Origin of the sequence: Streptomyces sp. NPDC002669 (assembly GCF_042889165.1) — a bacterium.
Classification (GTDB): Bacteria; Actinomycetota; Actinomycetes; order Streptomycetales; family Streptomycetaceae; genus Streptomyces.
Genome location: NZ_JBIAQQ010000048.1, coordinates 20,525 through 36,893 on the forward strand (window position 1 = coordinate 20,525; position 16,369 = coordinate 36,893).

The 16,369-nt window shown below is 73.5% G+C and carries 12 protein-coding genes; 6 read left to right on the plus strand and 6 right to left on the minus strand.

The window, feature by feature from the left end; genetic code table 11:
* Nucleotides 1-59: 59 nt before the first annotated feature.
* From ACFYW1_RS37470 to ACFYW1_RS37490, 5 genes are all read right to left on the minus strand, one after another.
* Entirely contained in the window at nucleotides 60-986 is a 927-nt protein-coding gene (locus ACFYW1_RS37470; RefSeq protein ID WP_389004038.1) for a hypothetical protein, read from the minus strand.
* Nucleotides 987-1,272: 286 nt separating this feature from the next.
* Nucleotides 1,273-2,799: a hypothetical protein gene (locus tag ACFYW1_RS37475; protein WP_389004040.1), complete on the minus strand. Its 1,527-nt coding sequence runs from the start codon at nucleotides 2,797-2,799 to the stop codon at nucleotides 1,273-1,275.
* 159 nt (nucleotides 2,800-2,958) lie between these two features.
* Complete coding sequence (locus ACFYW1_RS37480) at nucleotides 2,959-6,615, minus strand: hydantoinase B/oxoprolinase family protein (RefSeq protein WP_389004042.1); 3,657 nt, start codon at nucleotides 6,613-6,615, stop codon at nucleotides 2,959-2,961.
* A gap of 247 nt (nucleotides 6,616-6,862) precedes the next feature.
* Nucleotides 6,863-8,281: a HEAT repeat domain-containing protein gene (locus tag ACFYW1_RS37485; protein ID WP_389004044.1), complete on the minus strand. Its 1,419-nt coding sequence runs from the start codon at nucleotides 8,279-8,281 to the stop codon at nucleotides 6,863-6,865.
* Nucleotides 8,282-8,500: 219 nt separating this feature from the next.
* Entirely contained in the window at nucleotides 8,501-8,893 is a 393-nt protein-coding gene (locus ACFYW1_RS37490) for an ankyrin repeat domain-containing protein (protein WP_389004046.1), read from the minus strand.
* A 300-nt stretch (nucleotides 8,894-9,193) separates the two neighbouring features.
* Between ACFYW1_RS37490 and ACFYW1_RS37495 the strand changes: the two genes are divergently transcribed.
* Nucleotides 9,194-9,388: a hypothetical protein gene (locus ACFYW1_RS37495; RefSeq protein ID WP_018103962.1), complete on the plus strand. Its 195-nt coding sequence runs from the start codon at nucleotides 9,194-9,196 to the stop codon at nucleotides 9,386-9,388.
* Between the two features lie 38 nt (nucleotides 9,389-9,426).
* Complete coding sequence (locus tag ACFYW1_RS37500) at nucleotides 9,427-11,061, plus strand: hypothetical protein (RefSeq protein ID WP_389004049.1); 1,635 nt, start codon at nucleotides 9,427-9,429, stop codon at nucleotides 11,059-11,061.
* A gap of 52 nt (nucleotides 11,062-11,113) precedes the next feature.
* On the opposite strand, the gene ACFYW1_RS37505 is transcribed toward ACFYW1_RS37500, so the two are convergent.
* Nucleotides 11,114-12,613: a PLP-dependent aminotransferase family protein gene (locus ACFYW1_RS37505; RefSeq protein ID WP_389004051.1), complete on the minus strand. Its 1,500-nt coding sequence runs from the start codon at nucleotides 12,611-12,613 to the stop codon at nucleotides 11,114-11,116.
* Nucleotides 12,614-12,714: 101 nt separating this feature from the next.
* Here ACFYW1_RS37505 and ACFYW1_RS37510 point away from each other — a divergent pair, with 101 nt between their 5' ends.
* The 4 genes from ACFYW1_RS37510 to ACFYW1_RS37525 all read left to right on the plus strand — a co-directional run bounded on the left by ACFYW1_RS37510 (nucleotide 12,715) and on the right by ACFYW1_RS37525 (nucleotide 16,245).
* Nucleotides 12,715-13,425 (plus strand): YitT family protein, encoded by a 711-nt coding sequence (locus ACFYW1_RS37510; protein WP_389004053.1) that lies wholly within the window; start codon nucleotides 12,715-12,717, stop codon nucleotides 13,423-13,425.
* On the plus strand, nucleotides 13,422-14,186 hold the full coding sequence (locus tag ACFYW1_RS37515) for a glycerophosphodiester phosphodiesterase family protein (RefSeq protein WP_389004055.1): 765 nt from the start codon (nucleotides 13,422-13,424) through the stop codon (nucleotides 14,184-14,186). The genes ACFYW1_RS37510 and ACFYW1_RS37515 overlap by 4 nt, the downstream gene beginning before the upstream one ends.
* 46 nt (nucleotides 14,187-14,232) lie before the next feature.
* The gene (locus tag ACFYW1_RS37520; RefSeq protein ID WP_389004057.1) at nucleotides 14,233-15,606 is read left to right on the plus strand and encodes an MFS transporter; all 1,374 of its coding nucleotides are present in this window, start codon (nucleotides 14,233-14,235) and stop codon (nucleotides 15,604-15,606) included.
* A 264-nt stretch (nucleotides 15,607-15,870) separates the two neighbouring features.
* Nucleotides 15,871-16,245, plus strand: coding sequence for an RNA polymerase-binding protein RbpA (locus tag ACFYW1_RS37525; RefSeq protein WP_007262928.1), 375 nt, complete (start codon nucleotides 15,871-15,873; stop codon nucleotides 16,243-16,245).
* Nucleotides 16,246-16,369 lie beyond the last annotated feature (124 nt).

The following is a 16,369-nucleotide window of genomic DNA, read 5'->3' on the forward strand; positions in this document are numbered from 1 at the left end:
GACTCTCGTCGTTCGGGCGGTGAAGGCGGTGGGGCTGCGAAAGGCGGAAAAGGAGGTGGTCAGGAGTGGAAGGGCAGACCGGCGTCGGCGACCAGTTCCAGATCGTCGGGGTCGGGCGGCGGGAGGAGGGTCGCCGTGCCGTCGGTGACCGGGACGACGCCGAGTTCCAGCAGCTCGGCCATGGCGGCGCCACCGGCCATGTCGCGCACCTGGAGCTGGTAGCGGGCGGTGGTGCGGAAGGCGCCGCCGGCGTCGTCCCCGGTGCGCTGGAGGAAGCCGGAGTCGGTGAGGAAGGCGACGGCCTTCCCGACGATGCCGGTGGTGGAACCGGCCAGCCGGCGGGCGTCCTTCGTCGCACCGGTGGCGCTGCGCCGGGCGTAGATCCGCCAAGCCGCTTCGAGTCCGGGGGCGTCGGTGGCCGGGTCGGTGTTGTCCCCGTGTTCCTCCGCGCGCTCCTCCAGCCGACGGCACGCCTGACGTACGAAGGAGTCGACGCCGTTGACCGTGATGCGGCCGATGTACGCGTCGTCGGCGAGGTCCTCGGGGCGGGGGAAGGCCATCGTGGCGACGGCGAGGTGCGCGAGCCCGTGCAGGAAGCGGTCGGCGGAGTCGGAGGAGGCGCGGCGGGCGTAGTCGCCCATGCGGACGGCGAAGACGGAGTCCTCCCCCGCCGTCACGGCCATGCCCGCACGGGTGGACACCTCCAGCACGACCAGGCCCAGCCCGGTCGCCACCGCATCGGCAAGCCGGGCGAAGGCGGGCTCCTCCCGGTAGCGGCGGAGCAGGTCGGCGTACTCGGCGTCGCGGGCGGGCAGCAGTTTGGGCTGGAGGCCGAAGGCGACGAGCCGGGCGGCGTCGGCCGCGTCGGCCGGGGTGACGGACGCGGTGACGGGACCCGCCGGGTCGGCGGACGCCGGGCTCTCGGTGGTGTACGCGGCGGTCGGCTCGCCCCACGCGTCGGCGTGCTGTGCGCGGTGGTCGCTCACGACTGTCGCTCCTTGCTGCGGAAACTCTTCGGTGGGGGACTGGCGGCGCGGGCTCTCGTGGCCGCGGCCCGGGACGGTGCGTGGTGGGCGGCGCGGGCTCTCGCCATGGACGTCCGGGACGGTACGTGGTGGGCGGCGCGGGTTCTCGCCGTGGACGTCCGGGACGGTGCGTGGTGGGCGGCGCACGCGCCGACGGATGTCATGTGCCCGCCGACGGGGCAGGGGCGGCCCGGGCCGCTCGGTGCCGTCCGGGAGAACGGGTGGCGGGCCGGGCGCGCCGCGCCGGTCATGACGCCTCCGAGCGGTCCGCGGCCATTCCGACCGCGTCGAGCAGGGCCGTGCCCACGATCAGGTCTGCGCCGCCGAACTCGGGGTCGTCGAGCTGCGTCCCGTCGTCCACGGAGAACAGCAGCCGCTGCTCCCCCTGCCGGTAGGCGGTGCCGACCGGCGGGCTCGCGGCGTGCACCGCGAGCAGGGCGACCAGGTAGGGCAGTTCCGGATCGCGGCGGCGGGCCTCGGCCAGGAGTCCGGAGAGCCGTCTCGGGGCGTCGTGCTCCAGGTCGAGGAGCTCCATGGCGCTCGCGAGCTGCTCCTCGCTGAACCGGCTGTCGTCCGGGGTGGCGATCAGATCGGGTTCGGGCATCTCGGCGCCCAGGTGCTCCCGCTCCAGGGGCGGGGTGAGCAGCAGGTCGACGAGGTCACCCATCCGTACCGAGGAGGGGGTGCGCAGCCCGGTGCCGCGGGCGAAGAAGGCGTCGGTGACGCGGATGGCCCGTTCCACGGGGAGCGGCAGCAGCGGGGCGACGAGCTGGCCGTAGAGGTCGAGGCCGGTGCGGGCGGCGGGGGTGGCGAACGCCTGCCGGTCCTGTTCGGCGCGGAAGAGCGGGCCGGCCTCCAGCAGTCGGGACTGGAGCTGGGTGTGGCGGCGGATGCAGTCCTTGACGATGTCGACGAGTTCGGCGGCGCGCCTCTTGTGCTCGGGCTCCTCGGCCTCGTCGCGGGCCTTGCGGATGTTGGTGAGGATCGCGTTCTCGTGGCGGTAGCGGTCGGCCACGTGGTCCAGCGCCTCGGCGATCATGTCGGGCACCGCGTTGAGCCAGTCGACCGCCCGGACGTTGCGCCGGGTGGCCTCCAGTGTCTTGCGGAGGGTCTCCGCGTACTGGACGGTGCGGTAGCGGGCCTGTTCGGCGGCGAGCTGCGCGTCCGCGAGGCGGCCCCGGCTGATGAGGACCTCCAGCTTGACCTCGGCGGCGATCTGGGCGCTGGTGACGTCCGTGTCGAGGGCTCCGACCAGGACGTTGACGGCCTCGTCGGTGGTGCGGAGGTAGACCGCGCCGCCGTGGCCCGGCACCTCCTCGATCAGTTTGAAGTCGTAGTCGCGGCGGGTGTAGAGGCCGTCGGCGCCGAAGGTGCCGTACACGGCGCGGAATCCGCGGTCCACGCTGCCGACGTTGATCAGGTTCTCCAGCACCCAGCGGGCCACCCGCTCGTGCTCGGCGGCCGGGCGGTCCGGGGCCTGGGCGGCGACGCGGGGAAGGAGCCTGGCCACTATCTGGTCGTGGTCGGCGCCGGTGTCGAAGTCCATGTTGAGCGTCACGAGGTCGATCGCGGCGAGCGCCACCTCGGCCATCGCGTAGACCGTGTACTCCCCGGCCAGATTCGCCTTGCGCACATCGAGGTCGTGCAGCGGCGCCGTGCAGGCGAGCGCGCGCAGCCGCCGCGCGAGCCCCTCGTCGGCGGCCGGGCCCGGGGCGGGTCGCGGCCCCGCGCTGAGCTGGGGCGCAGCGTTGTCCGTGTAGGCAGGCGAAGTCACGGTGCACAGATTAGGTCCTCACAGTGACACCGGTCGAAACGGCGCAGAAGCGACCTCCGCCCGGGGCCGTCGCCCGGTGGCCCGGCGGCCGCCGTCACCGCCGTCGCGCAGGGCTCCGGCGGGGTGGTCGGCGCCGTCGCGCGAAGCCCCGCGGCGCGTTCACGGCCGTTCGCCGGGGCGTTCGGGCGCAGGGGCGTCGCGGTCGGGTTCCGGGGTGCCGTACCCCCCGCCGCCGGGGGTGCGGAGCACCAGTACGTCGCCCGGTTCCAGGTCGGCCGTGTCGCAGCCGCGCAGCGGGGTGGGCGGGCGGCCGTCCGGGTGCTCGACGCACTGGTCCCCCAGGGCGCCCGGTCCGCCGCCCGCCATGCCGTAGGGGCGGACCCTGCGGTGGCCGGAGAGCAGGGCCACGGTGACGGGTTCCAGGAAGCGGATCCGCCGCTCCACGCCGCAGCCGCCGTGCCGTCGGCCGACGCCCCCGCTGCCCTCCCGCACCTGGAAGCCCTCCAGCAGCACGGGGTAGCGCCATTCGAGGACCTCGGGGTCGGTGAGGCGGGAGTTGGTCATGTGGGTCTGCACGGCGTCGGCCCCGTCGAAGTCCTCGCCCGCGCCCGAACCGCTCGCCACGGTCTCGTAGTACTGGACCCGTTCGTTGCCGAAGGTGAGGTTGTTCATGGTGCCCGAGCCCTCGGCCTGGATGCCGAGGGCGGCGTACAGGGCGCCGGTGACGGCCTGGGACGTCTCCACGTTCCCCGCGACGGTGGCCGCGGGGTGGGCGGGGGCGAGCATGGAGCCCTCCGGGATCCTCACCTCCAGGGGCTTGAGACAGCCGCTGTTGAGCGGGATGTCGTCGTCGACCAAGGTCCGGAAGACGTACAGCACGGACGCCATGACCACGGACTTCGGCGCGTTGAAGTTGTCCGGCCGCTGCGGTGACGTGCCGGTGAAGTCGATGACCGCGCCGCGGGCGGCCCGGTCCACGGTGAGGGAGACCTCGATGACCGCGCCGCTGTCGGTCTCGTAGCGGTAGGAGCCGTCGTGCAGTTCGGCGACGATCCGGCGGACGGACTCCTCGGCGTTGTCCTGCACGTGGCCCATGTACGCGGCGACGGTCTCGCGTCCGAACTGGTCGACCATGCGCCGGAGTTCGGCGATGCCCTTCTCGTTGGCGGCGATCTGGGCGCGCAGGTCGGCGATGTTGGTGTCGGGGTCGCGGGAGGGGTGGGCGGCGGCGGTGAGCAGTTCGCGCGTCTCGGCCTCGCGGAACCTGCCGTCCCGTACCAGCAGCCAGTTGTCGAACAGCACACCTTCCTCGTCGACGGTGCGGCTGAAGGCGGGCATGGAGCCGGGGGTGATGCCGCCGATCTCGGCGTGGTGTCCGCGCGAGGCCACGAGGAAGACCGGCTTCCCGCCGCCGTCCCGGTCGTCGAAGACCGGTGTCACGACGGTGACGTCGGGCAGATGGGTGCCGCCGTGGTAGGGGTCGTTGACGGCGTACACGTCCCCGGGCCGCATCGACCCGGTGTTGCGGCGCAGCACCTCCTTGATGGACTCCCCCATCGAGCCGAGGTGGACCGGGATGTGCGGGGCGTTGGCGATCAGGTTGCCGTCCGCGTCGAAGAGCGCGCAGGAGAAGTCCAGCCGTTCCTTGATGTTCACGGAGTGGGCCGTGTTCTCCAGACGCACACCCATCTGTTCGGCGATCGACATGAAGAGGTTGTTGAAGACCTCCAGCATGACGGGGTCGACCCGGGTGCCGACGGCCGTGCGCTCCGGTCGCGGGACCGCCCGGGTGAGCAGCAGGTGGCCGGTGTCGGCGAGCGAGGCCCGCCAGCCCGGGGCGACGACGGTGGTGGCGTCCGCCTCGGTGATCACGGCGGGGCCGGTCACGGTGTCCCGGGGGCGCAGCTCGTCGCGGCGGTGGAGGGGGGTGTCGTGCCAGTGTCCGTCGGCGAACATCCGCACGGTGTCGTGCGGTCGCGGTGCTGCGCCGTCCCGGCGCGGGCGGCCGGCCGGCCGCGGCCGGTGCCTGCCCGCCGTTCCGGTCGCCTCGACCGAGACCGCCTCGACGACCAGGGGCTTGTCCATGGTGAACGAGTAGCGGGCGCGGTGCTCGGCGGTGAACGCCTCGGCCATGGCGGGGGCGGTGTCCAGGTCGACGGGCAGGCTCGCGTCCGTACCGGCGTAGCGCAGGAGCACCCGGGCGCGGGTGCTGATCGCGCTGTCGGGGATGGCGTCGGCGCGCAGTTCGGCGCGGGTGCGGGCGGCCAGTTCGGCGCAGAGCTCGCCCACCTCCTCGCGGGTCGTCGGGTTCAGTTCCGCCTCCACGGACCGTTCGCGCATGGCGGTGGCGTCGGCGAGGCCGATGCCGTACGCGGAGAGCACACCGGCGAGCGGGGGCACCAGGACCGTGTCGATGCCCAGGGAGTCGGCGACGGCGCAGACGTGCTGGCCGCCGGCGCCGCCGAAGCCGGTGAGGGCGTAGCGGGTGATGTCGTGTCCGCGCTGCACGGAGATCCGCTTGACCGCGTTCGCCATGTTGAGCACGGCGATCTCCAGGAATCCGGCGGCGACCCCGGCTGCGGTGGGCCGGGTCCCGGTGGCGTGCGCGATCTCGTCGGCGAGCGCGTCGAAGCGTTCGCGCACGAGGCCGGTGTCGAGCGGCTGGTCGCCGTCCGGTCCGAAGACGGCCGGGAAGTACGCGGGCTGGATGCGGCCGAGCATCACGTTGGCGTCGGTGACGGTCAGCGGTCCGCCGCGGCGGTAGCAGGCCGGGCCGGGGACCGCGCCCGCCGAGTCGGGGCCGACCCGGTAGCGCCGGCCGTCGAAGTGCAGGACGGAGCCGCCGCCGGCCGCGACGGTGTGGATGCTCATCATGGGGGCGCGCATCCGGACACCGGCCACCTGGGTGCCCAGTTCGCGTTCGAACGCCCCCGCGTAGTGCGACACGTCGGTGGACGTGCCGCCCATGTCGAAGCCGATGACACGGTCGAAGCCGGCCTGTCCGGAGGTGCGGGCCATGCCGACCACGCCGCCGGCGGGTCCGGAGAGCACCGCGTCCTTCCCCCGGAAGTGGGCGGCCTCGCGCAGCCCGCCGTTGGACTGCATGAACATCAGCCGGATGCCGTCGAGTTCCTCGGCGATCCCCTCGACGTACCGGCGCAGGATCGGCGACAGGTAGGCGTCGACGACGGTGGTGTCGCCGCGCGGTACGAGTTTGATCAGCGGGCTCACCTCGTGCGAGCAGCTGATCCGGGTGAAGCCCGCGGCGCGGGCCGCGTCGGCCACGGCGCGTTCGTGCGCGGGGTGGCGGTAGCCGTGCATCAGGACCACGGCGGCGGCGCTCAGTCCGTCGGCCCGTGCGGCGGCCAGGGGCGTGGTCAGGGCGTCCGGGTCCAGCGGGGTCACGACCCGGCCCCGGGCGTCGACCCGTTCGGGCACCTCGATCACCTGCTCGTAGAGGGCCTCGGGCAGCAGGATGCGGCGGTCGAAGAGCTTCGGCCGGTTCTGGTACGCGATGCGCAGGGCGTCGCGGAAGCCCCGCGTGATGACCAGGACGGTCGGCTCGCCGTGCCGTTCCAGCAGGGCGTTGGTGGCGACCGTCGTGCCGATCCGTACCGTGTCCACCCGGTCGGCGGGGACCGGTTCGCCGGGGCCGAGGCCCAGCAGCGCCCTGATCCCGGCCACGCCGGCGTCGCGGTAGCGGTCCGGGTCGTGGGAGAGGAGTTTGCGGGTGACCAGCCGTCCGTCCGGGGCCCGGCCCACGACGTCGGTGAACGTGCCGCCCCGGTCGATCCAGAAATCCCAGCGTCCGCTCATCCCTCCATGGTGGCCCGCGGGGCGGGCCGGGGGCCGGGCGGCGCGGCGGGGCCGGGGCGCGGTCGGCCCGTACGGCGGGGGGCGCGTCCGGGTGCCGACCCGATGCGGCGGGGTGTGCAGCCAGGCATCGAATCAGTACGGCGGAGCGCTCGGCCGGGCATCGGCCCGGTTCGACGGGGTGTCCGTCCGGGCGCCGGGCCCGTGCGGCGGGGTGTGTGCGCGGGTGCCGGGGCCGCGCCCCGCGCGGTCAGACCGCGGGGGCGTCGGGGCCGATCCGGCTGCGGACCGCCGTCTGCACCTCGGCCTCCTCGGCCGGATCCGCGGCGAGGCGGCGCAGGCGTTCGGCGACCTTGATGTCGCCGGTCTCCGCGTGGAGTGCGGCGACCTCCCGGGTGGTCTCCTCGCAGTCCCACAGGCATTCGACGGCGAAGCCGGTGGCGAAGGAGGGGTCGGTGGCGGCCAGGGCGCGGGCCGCCCGGCCGCGCAGGTGCGACGAGGACGTCTCCCGGTAGACGTGCCGCAGCACGGGGGCGGCACAGGCGATGCCGAGCCGGCCCGCGCCGTCGACGAGGGTCCACAGCCGCGGGGTGTCCGGCCCCTCGCCCCGCACGGCATCGCGGAGCGCGCCGAGGACCAGGGGGGCGTCCTGGGCTCCGCCCCGGCAGGCGAGCACTCCGGCGGCGGAGGCGCCGAGCGCGTCGGGCCGCCGGGCCCAGCGCCGGGCCCGGTCCACGGCCGCCTCGCCGCACATCCGCTCGAAGGCGGCGACGGATGCCTCGGCGACGGTGTGCGAGGCACTCGCCGCCCCGGTCTCGATCAGATCGAGCACGGCCGGATCCCTGGCCTCCGCCAGGTAGTGCAGGGCGGCGCAGCGCGCGCCGTCGGGGCCGCTGCGGGCGGCCTCGACGATCGCGGGCCGGTCCTCGGGGCCCGCGACCGCGTTGAGGCAGCGGGCGGCGGGCACGTGCAGGACGCTGCCGCGCTCGTGTCCCTGCTGGGCCCAGTCGAAGACGGCCTGGACGCTCCAGCCGGGGCGGGGGCCACCGGGTCGCATCTGGCGCTGCCAGCGGTCGAACGAGCCCCGTTCCGACGCGGCCCTGACCCGGCCGCCGACCTCCTCGCGCGGGTCGTCCGCCCAGAGCCGCCAGGGGCGGGGCTCGTAGGCGTCCCGCACGGTGGCGGCCAGTTCGGCGGCGCCCTCCCCGGTGTCCGGGAACCTGCCGAGGACGGGCACGGCGAGGGCGCGGAGCCCCGCGTCGTCGTCGCGCAGGGCCAGCTCGTCCAGGGCCCAGGCCCAGTTGGCGCCGGTCGCGGCGTACCGCCGCAGCAGGGCCAGGGCGTCCTCGCGTCCGTACGAGGCGAGGTGGCCGAGCACGGAGAGGGCCAGGCCGGTGCGCGAGTCGTCGGTGTCGAGGTGGTCGTCGGGACCGCACAGGTGCCGTTCGATCTCCTCGATGCCGCCGTCGAGGTCGAGGTACAGGCGTGCGTAGTAGAGGGAGCGGTTCTCCACCTGCCAGTCGTGACGCGGGTCGCTCAGGACGCAGTGGTTGAGGGCCGCCAGGGCCTCGGGGCGCGGGGCGGCGAGCGCGTGGAGCGTGCCGTCGCCGCGGCCTCTCTGCAGCAGGCCGAGCAGGGTGCCGCTCGGCGCTATGAACGGATCGAACATGGAAAGAGCCTCACATCAAGCTGTCGACGCAACCGGGACTGTGCAGTTCCAAGTGCCGGGTGGGCACTACGCCGCGCAGCGACATGATCGGCCGACCGCCGTCTTCTGCTTGGTGTAGACCATCTTCCTCTGCCTCTCGTCGGTGGCCCGAACCAGGGCCCGCGACGTCATGATGACCCAGCCATTTCGCCACCGCGACCACATTTACGACGTACCCGGTCAGCGGGAGCCGAAGAGTTCCAGCAGGTCGGCCTTGCCGAACATGCGGGCCGTGTCCAGGGCGGAGGGCGTTCCGGCGGCCGGATCGGCCCCCGCCGCGAGCAGGGCCTCGATCACCGCGTCCTCGCCCTTGAAGACCGCGCCCGCGAGCGGCGTCTGCCCCCGGTCGTTGGCCCGGTCCGGGTCGGCCCCGCGGCCGACGAGGGCCGTGACCGCGGCGGCGTGCCCGTGGTACGCGGCGAGCATCAGCAGCGAGTCCCCGCGGTCGTTGGTGAGGTTGGCGGGCACGCCGGCGTCGACGTACGCGGCGAGCGCCTCCGTCTCGCCGCGGCGGGCGAGGTCGAAGACCTTCGTCGCCAGCTCGATCACCTCGGGATCGGGGGTTTCGCTCATCAGAGGGGCCGCCTTCCGTTTTCCGGTCCCGACTGCCGCCGAACCGCCTGCACGCACGCCGCGAAGGCCGTGCGAATGAACCGACAGGGTACTGCCCGTCCGGCCGGACGGACCGTCCCACCCGGGACGAGAAATCGAACGCGCCACTCCTGCCACGCATTCCGCTTCCCCGGAACCACCTTGCGGCCGTTCAAGTGAAAATAACGACTTTTCACCCGATTGCAGCTTTTATCGCATGGATACTTCCGGTGAACCTGGAAGGACTCATGGTGACCATCCCCCCAACCAGGAGAACCACTCATGATCCTGTCCATGTCAGGCGTCGTCATTCTCGGCATCATCGTCTTCCTGTTCTTCAGGAAGGACGGCCTCAAGGCGTCCCACGCCCTCGTCACCGCCCTGTTCGGCTTCTACCTGGCGGGCACCGCCATCGCACCGAGCATCACCGCGGGCGGCGCGAGCCTCGCCGGCCTCCTGGGCGGGATCAAGTTCTGACCCTCCTCGACCGCTCCCATCCCTTCAGGAGAGATGACGTGGCCCGGCGACCACTTCCCCGCATTCTGAGCAGCGGCAGCGCCTCGATCACTCGCAGTCGCGAGTTCGCGCGCACGGCCGCCGACAACGCCACCGACGTCCTCCATCCGCTGTTCACGGTCGCCCGTGGCCTGCGGCTGCTGGTCGGCACCGGACGGCAGAGGTGGGCCGCGACGCCCAAGGACCGGCGTGGTCCCACGCTGTTCCTCGTCGCGGCCTGCGTCCTGGCGTTCGCGCTCATGCCGTACGGGGGGCTGATCGCCCTGGTCACGGTGATGGGCGCCGCCGCCTGGGCGGGGCGGGAGCGGACCCCCGTGAAGACCGGTCCCGACGAGGCGGAGACCGCGCGGCTCCGGTCCCTGTACGAGGCGCTCGTGCCGTACTTCTCCACGGCCGACGACCCCGACCCGCTGTTCACCCACGGCGGCGACTGGGCGAAGGTCCTCGACGAGTACCGGTTCGACGACAACGGACGGCTGACCCGCCTCCAGGTGACGTACCCCGCCCACTTCACCGACAGCGAGGCCGCCTCCCGGGCCCGGATCGAGCAGCTGCTGCACACCAAGTCCGGCCGCGGCCGCGAGTACCGCTTCGTCTGGGACGAGGAGGCGAACCGGCTCGTCATGGAGGTCCTCGCCCCCCTGCCCACCTCGATCTGCGCCCAGCGGTTCGTGACCGCGCCCGGCGAGACCGTGCTGGGCTTCACCGACGACGGCGCGGTGCAGCGCACGGTCCCCGTGCAGGACGGTGACACGATGCGCGACGCCCCGCCGGTCGTCTGGCGGACGGGCGCCCGCTCCACCGAGCCGCACCTGCTGGTCGTCGGACAGCCCGGCAGCGGCACCACGACCCTGATGCGCTCCATCGCCCTCCAGGCGCTCCAGCACGGCGACGTCCTGATCGTCGAGGGCGGCGGGACGGGCGAGTACGCCTTCCTGGCCGGCCGTGACGGCGTGCTGGCCCTGGAGTGCGGCCCGGCCGGGGCGTCGGCGATCCTGGAGTGGGCGGTCCACGAGACGGAACGGCGGCTGCTCGCCGCGAACCGGGCCCGGCAGGCCGGCCACCCCGCCCCCGACGACGTCAGGCGCCCGCTGTGGATCCTGCTGGACCGGCCCGGCGTCCTCGGCCACCTGGCCGCCGCCGAGAACCGGCCCGACCCGCGGGATCTGCTCCAGGTGCCGCTGCGGCACGGCAGGGCCGCCAACGTCACCGTGGTGCTGGCCGACCAGTTCGACGGCCTGGACTCCCTCGGCGAGACCGTCCTGACCCACACCCGGGCCCGGGTGGTGCTCGGCCACTGCTCCCCCGAGCAGATCGGGGCGGTGCTCGGCTCCGAACCCCCCACCACCCCGCCCCCCGGCGTCCCGGCCGGCCGCGGCTACGCCCGGCTCGGCACCGGTCCGGTGCTCCGGCTCCAGGTGCCCGCCACGCCCGACCCCTACGACGAGGCGACCGGCGAGGCGCAACGGCAGTCGGTGCTCTGTCTGCTTCCCGAGCCGCAGGGCCTGGCCGCCGCGTCCGCACCGGCCGGAGCGGACGCGGCGGACGCCGGGACCGGCGTCCCGGAGGGCGTCCCGGAACCCGTGCTGCCGCGCACCATGACCGCCGCCGTGGCCGTCGAGGCGGTCGACTGACCGGACCGGGCGGGCCCGGTCGCCGAACCGGCCCCGCCCGGCCCCGTCCCGGTCAGGCGACGAACGTCCGCGGCGTCTCGACCCCCGCGCCCCCGCCCGACCCCACCAGCCGCGCGGCCGCCGCGAGCCGTACCGCCGCCTCGTCCGCCACCGGTCCGGTGACCGTGAACGGCAGCCGCACATACCCCTCGAAGGCGCCGTCGACCCCGAAGCGGGGGCCGGAGGGGACCCGGATGCCGACCTGCTCGCCGGCCACCGCGAGCCGGGAACCGGAGAGGCCGCCGGTGCGCACCCAGAGCGTGAGGCCGCCGCTCGGCACGGAGAACTCCCAGTCGGGCAGTTCCCGGCGGACCGCGGCGACGAGCGAGTCCCGGTTCTCCCGCGCCTGCTCGCGCCTCAGCCGGACGGCCTCCTCCCAGCCGCCGGTGCGCATCAGCCAGTTGACCGCGAGCTGTTCCAGGACGGGCGTCCCCATGTCGGCGTAGGCACGGGCGGCCACCAGGCTGCGGATCACGTCCGGGGCGGCGCGCACCCAGCCGATCCGCATGCCCGCCCAGAACGCCTTGCTGGCCGATCCGACGGTGAGCACGGTGGAGCCCGCCGGGTCGAAGGCGCAGACCCGGCGCGGCATCCGCACGTCGTCGTCGAGGCGGAGCTCGTTCATCGTCTCGTCGACGACCAGGACCGTGCCCGCGGAACGGGCGGCGTCCACCAGCTCCCGCCGCCGGTCCTCGTCGGCGAGCGCGCCGGTCGGGTTGTGGAAGTCGGCGACGACGTAGGCGAGCCGCGGCGCCGCGTCCCGCAGCACCTGCCGCCACCGGTTCATGTCCCAGCCGCCGAGCCCCTCCTCCATCGCCACCGGCACCAGCCGGGCGCCCGTCTCGCGCATCAGCTGCAGGATGTTGGCGTAGCTGGGGGACTCCACCGCGATCCGCTCGCCGCGGCCCGCGAAGAGGTGGCAGATCGCGTCGATCGCGCCCATCGCCCCGGTGGTGACCATGATCTGTTCGGGCATGGTCGGGATGCCGTGCCCGGTGTACCGGTCGGCGATCATCTGCCGCAGGGCGGGCAGTCCGGCCGGGTAGTCGCCGTGGGTGTGGGCGTACGGCGCGAGCTCCTCGATGGCGCCCTGCACGGCCCGGGTCAGCCAGGGTTCGGGCGCGGGCAGCGAGGCGCAGCCCAGGTCGATCATCGAACCGAGCGACTCCGGGGGCAGCGGCTCCAGGCCGCGCGCGGGCAGCGGGTTGCCCGCGGGCACGGCGGTCCAGCTGCCGGCCCCCCGCCGGGACTCCAGGAACCCCTCGCTCCGCAACGCCTCGTAGGCGGCGGCGACGGTGGTGCGGCTGACGGACAGCGCGAGCGCCAGTTCGCGCTCGGCGGGCAGCCGGGCGGCGACCGGCACCCGGCCCTCCAGGACCAGGAGACGGATGCCGTCGGCCAGTGCACGATAGGCGGGCGGGCGACGGGTGCCCGGCCCGGCGGGCCGGGACTGCTGCGCCTGGAGCTGCCGGGCGAGCTGAGCCGCACCCACCGCCGAAGTCCACTGAGCCATGGAAATCAGTCCACCTTCCTCGGATTGGCCATGGTTGGCCGCCAATCCCCTGCCACAGAGTGACATGCGGCAGTCCACATCCACCACACCAGGGGGCCTCCTTGTCCGCCACCACGGCTCCTCGCGGGGCCCTCCTCACCCGCCGGCTGATCCAGCTGTACGTCGGGCTCGCGCTGTACGGGGCCAGTTCCGCGCTCCTGGTACGGGCCGGTCTGGGCCTGGAACCCTGGGGCGTGCTGCACCAGGGGCTGGCCGGACGCACCGGGCTGTCCATCGGGGTCGTCTCGATCGTCGTCGGCGCCGTCGTCCTGCTGCTGTGGATACCGCTGCGGCAGCGGCCCGGACTGGGCACCGTCTCCAACGTCTTCGCCGTCGGCGTGGCCATGGACGGCACGCTCGCGCTCGTGCCCGCGCCGGACGGTCTCGTGGTGCGCAGCGCCGTGCTGGTCGCGGGGGTCGTCGTCAACGGGATCGCGACGGGCCTGTACATCGCGGCGCGCTTCGGCCCGGGGCCGCGCGACGGGCTCATGACCGGGCTGCACCGGCGCACCGGCCGCTCCGTGCGGCTCGTGCGCACCCTGCTGGAGGTGGCGGTCGTGGTGACCGGCTTCCTGCTCGGCGGTTCGCTCGGGGTGGGCACGGTCCTGTACGCCCTGGCCATCGGCCCGCTCGCCCAGCTCTTCCTGCGTCTGTTCGAGGTCGGCGGGGCACCGGCCGGGGAAGGCGCCGGGACATCCGTCGCGTCCGCGCCGGCCGTCGGAGACGGGGCCGTCACCGACCGGCCACCGGGGCAGGCCATACTTCCGCAGTGACCTCCGTACGCCACCCCTATCTGGACCACCCCGCGACGATTCCCTTCGCCCACCGAGGCGGTGCGGCGGACGGGATCGAGAACACCGCGGCCGCGTTCCGCCGGGCCGCCGAAGCCGGGTACCGCTATTTCGAGACCGATGTGCACACCACGTCGGACGGCCGTCTGGTGGCCTTCCACGACGCCACCCTGGACCGGGTGACGGACGCCCGCGGCCGGATCGCCGAACTGCCGTGGAGCGAGGTGGCCCGGGCCCGGGTGGCGGGCCGGGAGCCGCTGCCGCTCTTCGAGGAGCTGCTGGAGGAGTTTCCCGGGGCCCGGTGGAACGTGGACATCAAGGCCGGGTCCGCCCTGGAGCCGCTGATCGGGCTGATCCGCCGGACCGGCGCCTGGGACCGGGTGTGCGTCGGCTCGTTCTCGGAGGCCAGGGTCGCCAGGGCCCACCGGCTGGCGGGCCCCCGGCTGGCCACCTCCTACGGCGTCCGCGGCGTGCTGGGGCTGCGGCTGCGCTCGTACGGCATACCGGCGGCGCTGCGGGCGGGGGCGGTGTGCGCCCAGGTGCCGGAGAGCCAGAACGGGGTCCGGGTGGTCGACCGCCGTTTCGTGCGCGAGGCGCACGCGCGCGGGCTCCAGGTGCACGTATGGACCGTGAACGAACCGGAACGGATGGCGGCGCTCCTCGACCTCGGCGTGGATGGCATCATGACCGATCACATCGAGACGCTGCGCGCGGTGTTGAGCGAACGGGGAGCCTGGGCCTGATGTCGCCGCGCGGGGTCTTCACGGGGAGAGATGAGGGGGTTGCGGCTTGAACGCCGAGACCGCGGACACCGCCGAGCCGACCGGACCGACCGAGGGGTCCGACGGCGCCGCGAGCCGCAGACGCGAACAACGCGGCTGGTATTTCTACGACTTCGCCTGCTCGGTCTACTCGACGAGCGTGCTGACGGTGTTCATCGGCCCCTATCTCACCTCGATAGCCAAGGCGTCCGCCGACGCCGACGGCTTCGTGCATCCGCTCGGCATCCCGGTGCGCGCCGGTTCGCTGTTCCCCTACGCGATCTCCGTGTCCGTCGTGATCGCGGTGATCCTGATGCCGATCGCGGGAGCCGCGGCGGACCGCACGGGCCGGAAGAAGCCGCTGCTCGCGGCCGCCGCCTACGTGGGGGCCGCCGCGACCACCGGCATGTTCTTCCTGGACGGCCAGCGCTATCTGCTGGGCGCCTTCCTGCTGATCGTGGCGAACGCGTCGGTCTCGGTGTCGATGGTGCTCTACAACGCCTATCTGCCGCAGATCGCCGAGCCCGACGAACGGGACGCGGTCTCCTCGCGGGGCTGGGCCTTCGGATACACCTCGGGCGCGTTCGTCCTGGTCCTGAACCTGGTGCTGTACACGGGCCACGACTCGTTCGGCCTCTCCGAGTCCGACTCGGTGCGGATCTGCCTGGCCTCGGCCGGTGTCTGGTGGGGCGCCTTCACGCTCGTGCCCCTGCGCAGACTGCGCGACCGGAAGGTCGCGCCGAGCGGCGAGGGGGCGGTCGGCTCGGGGTGGCGGCAGCTCCTGGCCACCCTGCGCGACATGCGCCGCCATCCGCTGACGCTCTCCTTCCTGCTGGCGTACCTCGTGTACAACGACGGGGTCCAGACGGTGATCTCCCAGGCGTCGGTGTACGGCTCGGAGGAGCTGGGCCTCGACCAGACGACGCTGATCACGGCGGTGCTGCTGGTGCAGGTGCTCGCGGTGGCCGGGGCGCTGGGGATGGGGCGGCTGGCCCGGACGTACGGCGCGAAGCGCACGATCCTCGGCTCGCTCGTGGTCTGGACGCTGATCCTGCTCGCCGGTTATTTCCTGCCGGCCGGCGAACCCGCCTTCTTCTACGCGCTGGCCGCGGCGATCGGTCTGGTGCTCGGCGGCAGCCAGGCCCTGTCGCGCTCGCTGTTCTCCCATCTGGTGCCGCGCGGCAAGGAGGCCGAGTACTTCTCCGCGTACGAGATGAGCGACCGCGGCCTGAGCTGGCTGGGGCCGCTGGTGTTCGGGCTCGCATACCAGCTGACCGGCAGTTATCGGGACGCGATCGTCTCACTGGTGGCCTTCTTCGCGATCGGTTCCGTACTGCTCGCGAGGGTGCCGGTCCGGCGTGCCGTGGCGGCCGCGGGCAATCCCGTGCCGGAACGGATTTAGACGTTGAAGTGAAAGGCCGGTAGTGTACGCCTTTGGCCTGCCCGGAGGACCGTTACTGCGAGTGGAAGAAGCCGAACCGTTGGGTGACAACTACCGCCAGATGTGACAAACCGGGCATGGGTGGGTACCCCACCCCTGAAAAAGCAGCGGCACGACGGGCGACGCAGACCGGCAACGGGAATCTTTACCGCCGACCGGACGTTGACCGGATGACGACGACAGCGACACCTGTCCTGTGGGCGACAAGCCCGGGAGGCACGATTCATGAGTGAGCGAGCTCTCCGCGGTACGCGCCTCGTGGTTACCAGCTACGAGACGGACCGCGGCATCGATCTGGCCCCGCGCCAGGCGGTGGAGTACGCATGCCAGAACGGACATCGTTTTGAGATGCCGTTCTCGGTAGAGGCGGAAATTCCGCCGGAGTGGGAGTGCAAGGCGTGCGGCGCCATGGCACTCCTGGTGGACGGGGATGGTCCCGAGGAGAAGAAGGGCAAGCCCGCGCGTACGCATTGGGACATGCTCATGGAGCGGCGCACCCGCGAGGAGCTGGAGGAAGTGCTGGCCGAGAGGCTGGCGGTCCTGCGTTCCGGAGCCATGAACATCGCCGTGCATCCGCGGGACAGCAGGAAGTCCGCCTGACCGCACAGCAACCCAGCAGCACCACAGAGCCGCGGGGGGGGGGGGGGGGGGGGGGGGGGGGGGGGGGGGGGGGGGGGGGGGGGGGGGGGGGGGGGGGGGGGGGGGGGGGGGGGGGGGGGGGGGG

Bases quoted from the DNA above. Each gene is read 5' to 3' on its own strand.
- ACFYW1_RS37480 (WP_389004042.1), bottom strand. From the start codon at position 6,615: ATGAGCGGACGCTGGGATTTCTGGATCGACCGGGGCGGCACGTTCACC.
- ACFYW1_RS37485 (WP_389004044.1), bottom strand. From the start codon at position 8,281: ATGTTCGATCCGTTCATAGCGCCGAGCGGCACCCTGCTCGGCCTGCTG.
- ACFYW1_RS37490 (WP_389004046.1), bottom strand. From the start codon at position 8,893: ATGAGCGAAACCCCCGATCCCGAGGTGATCGAGCTGGCGACGAAGGTC.
- ACFYW1_RS37495 (WP_018103962.1), top strand. From the start codon at position 9,194: ATGATCCTGTCCATGTCAGGCGTCGTCATTCTCGGCATCATCGTCTTC.
- ACFYW1_RS37505 (WP_389004051.1), bottom strand. From the start codon at position 12,613: ATGGCTCAGTGGACTTCGGCGGTGGGTGCGGCTCAGCTCGCCCGGCAG.
- ACFYW1_RS37525 (WP_007262928.1), top strand. From the start codon at position 15,871: ATGAGTGAGCGAGCTCTCCGCGGTACGCGCCTCGTGGTTACCAGCTAC.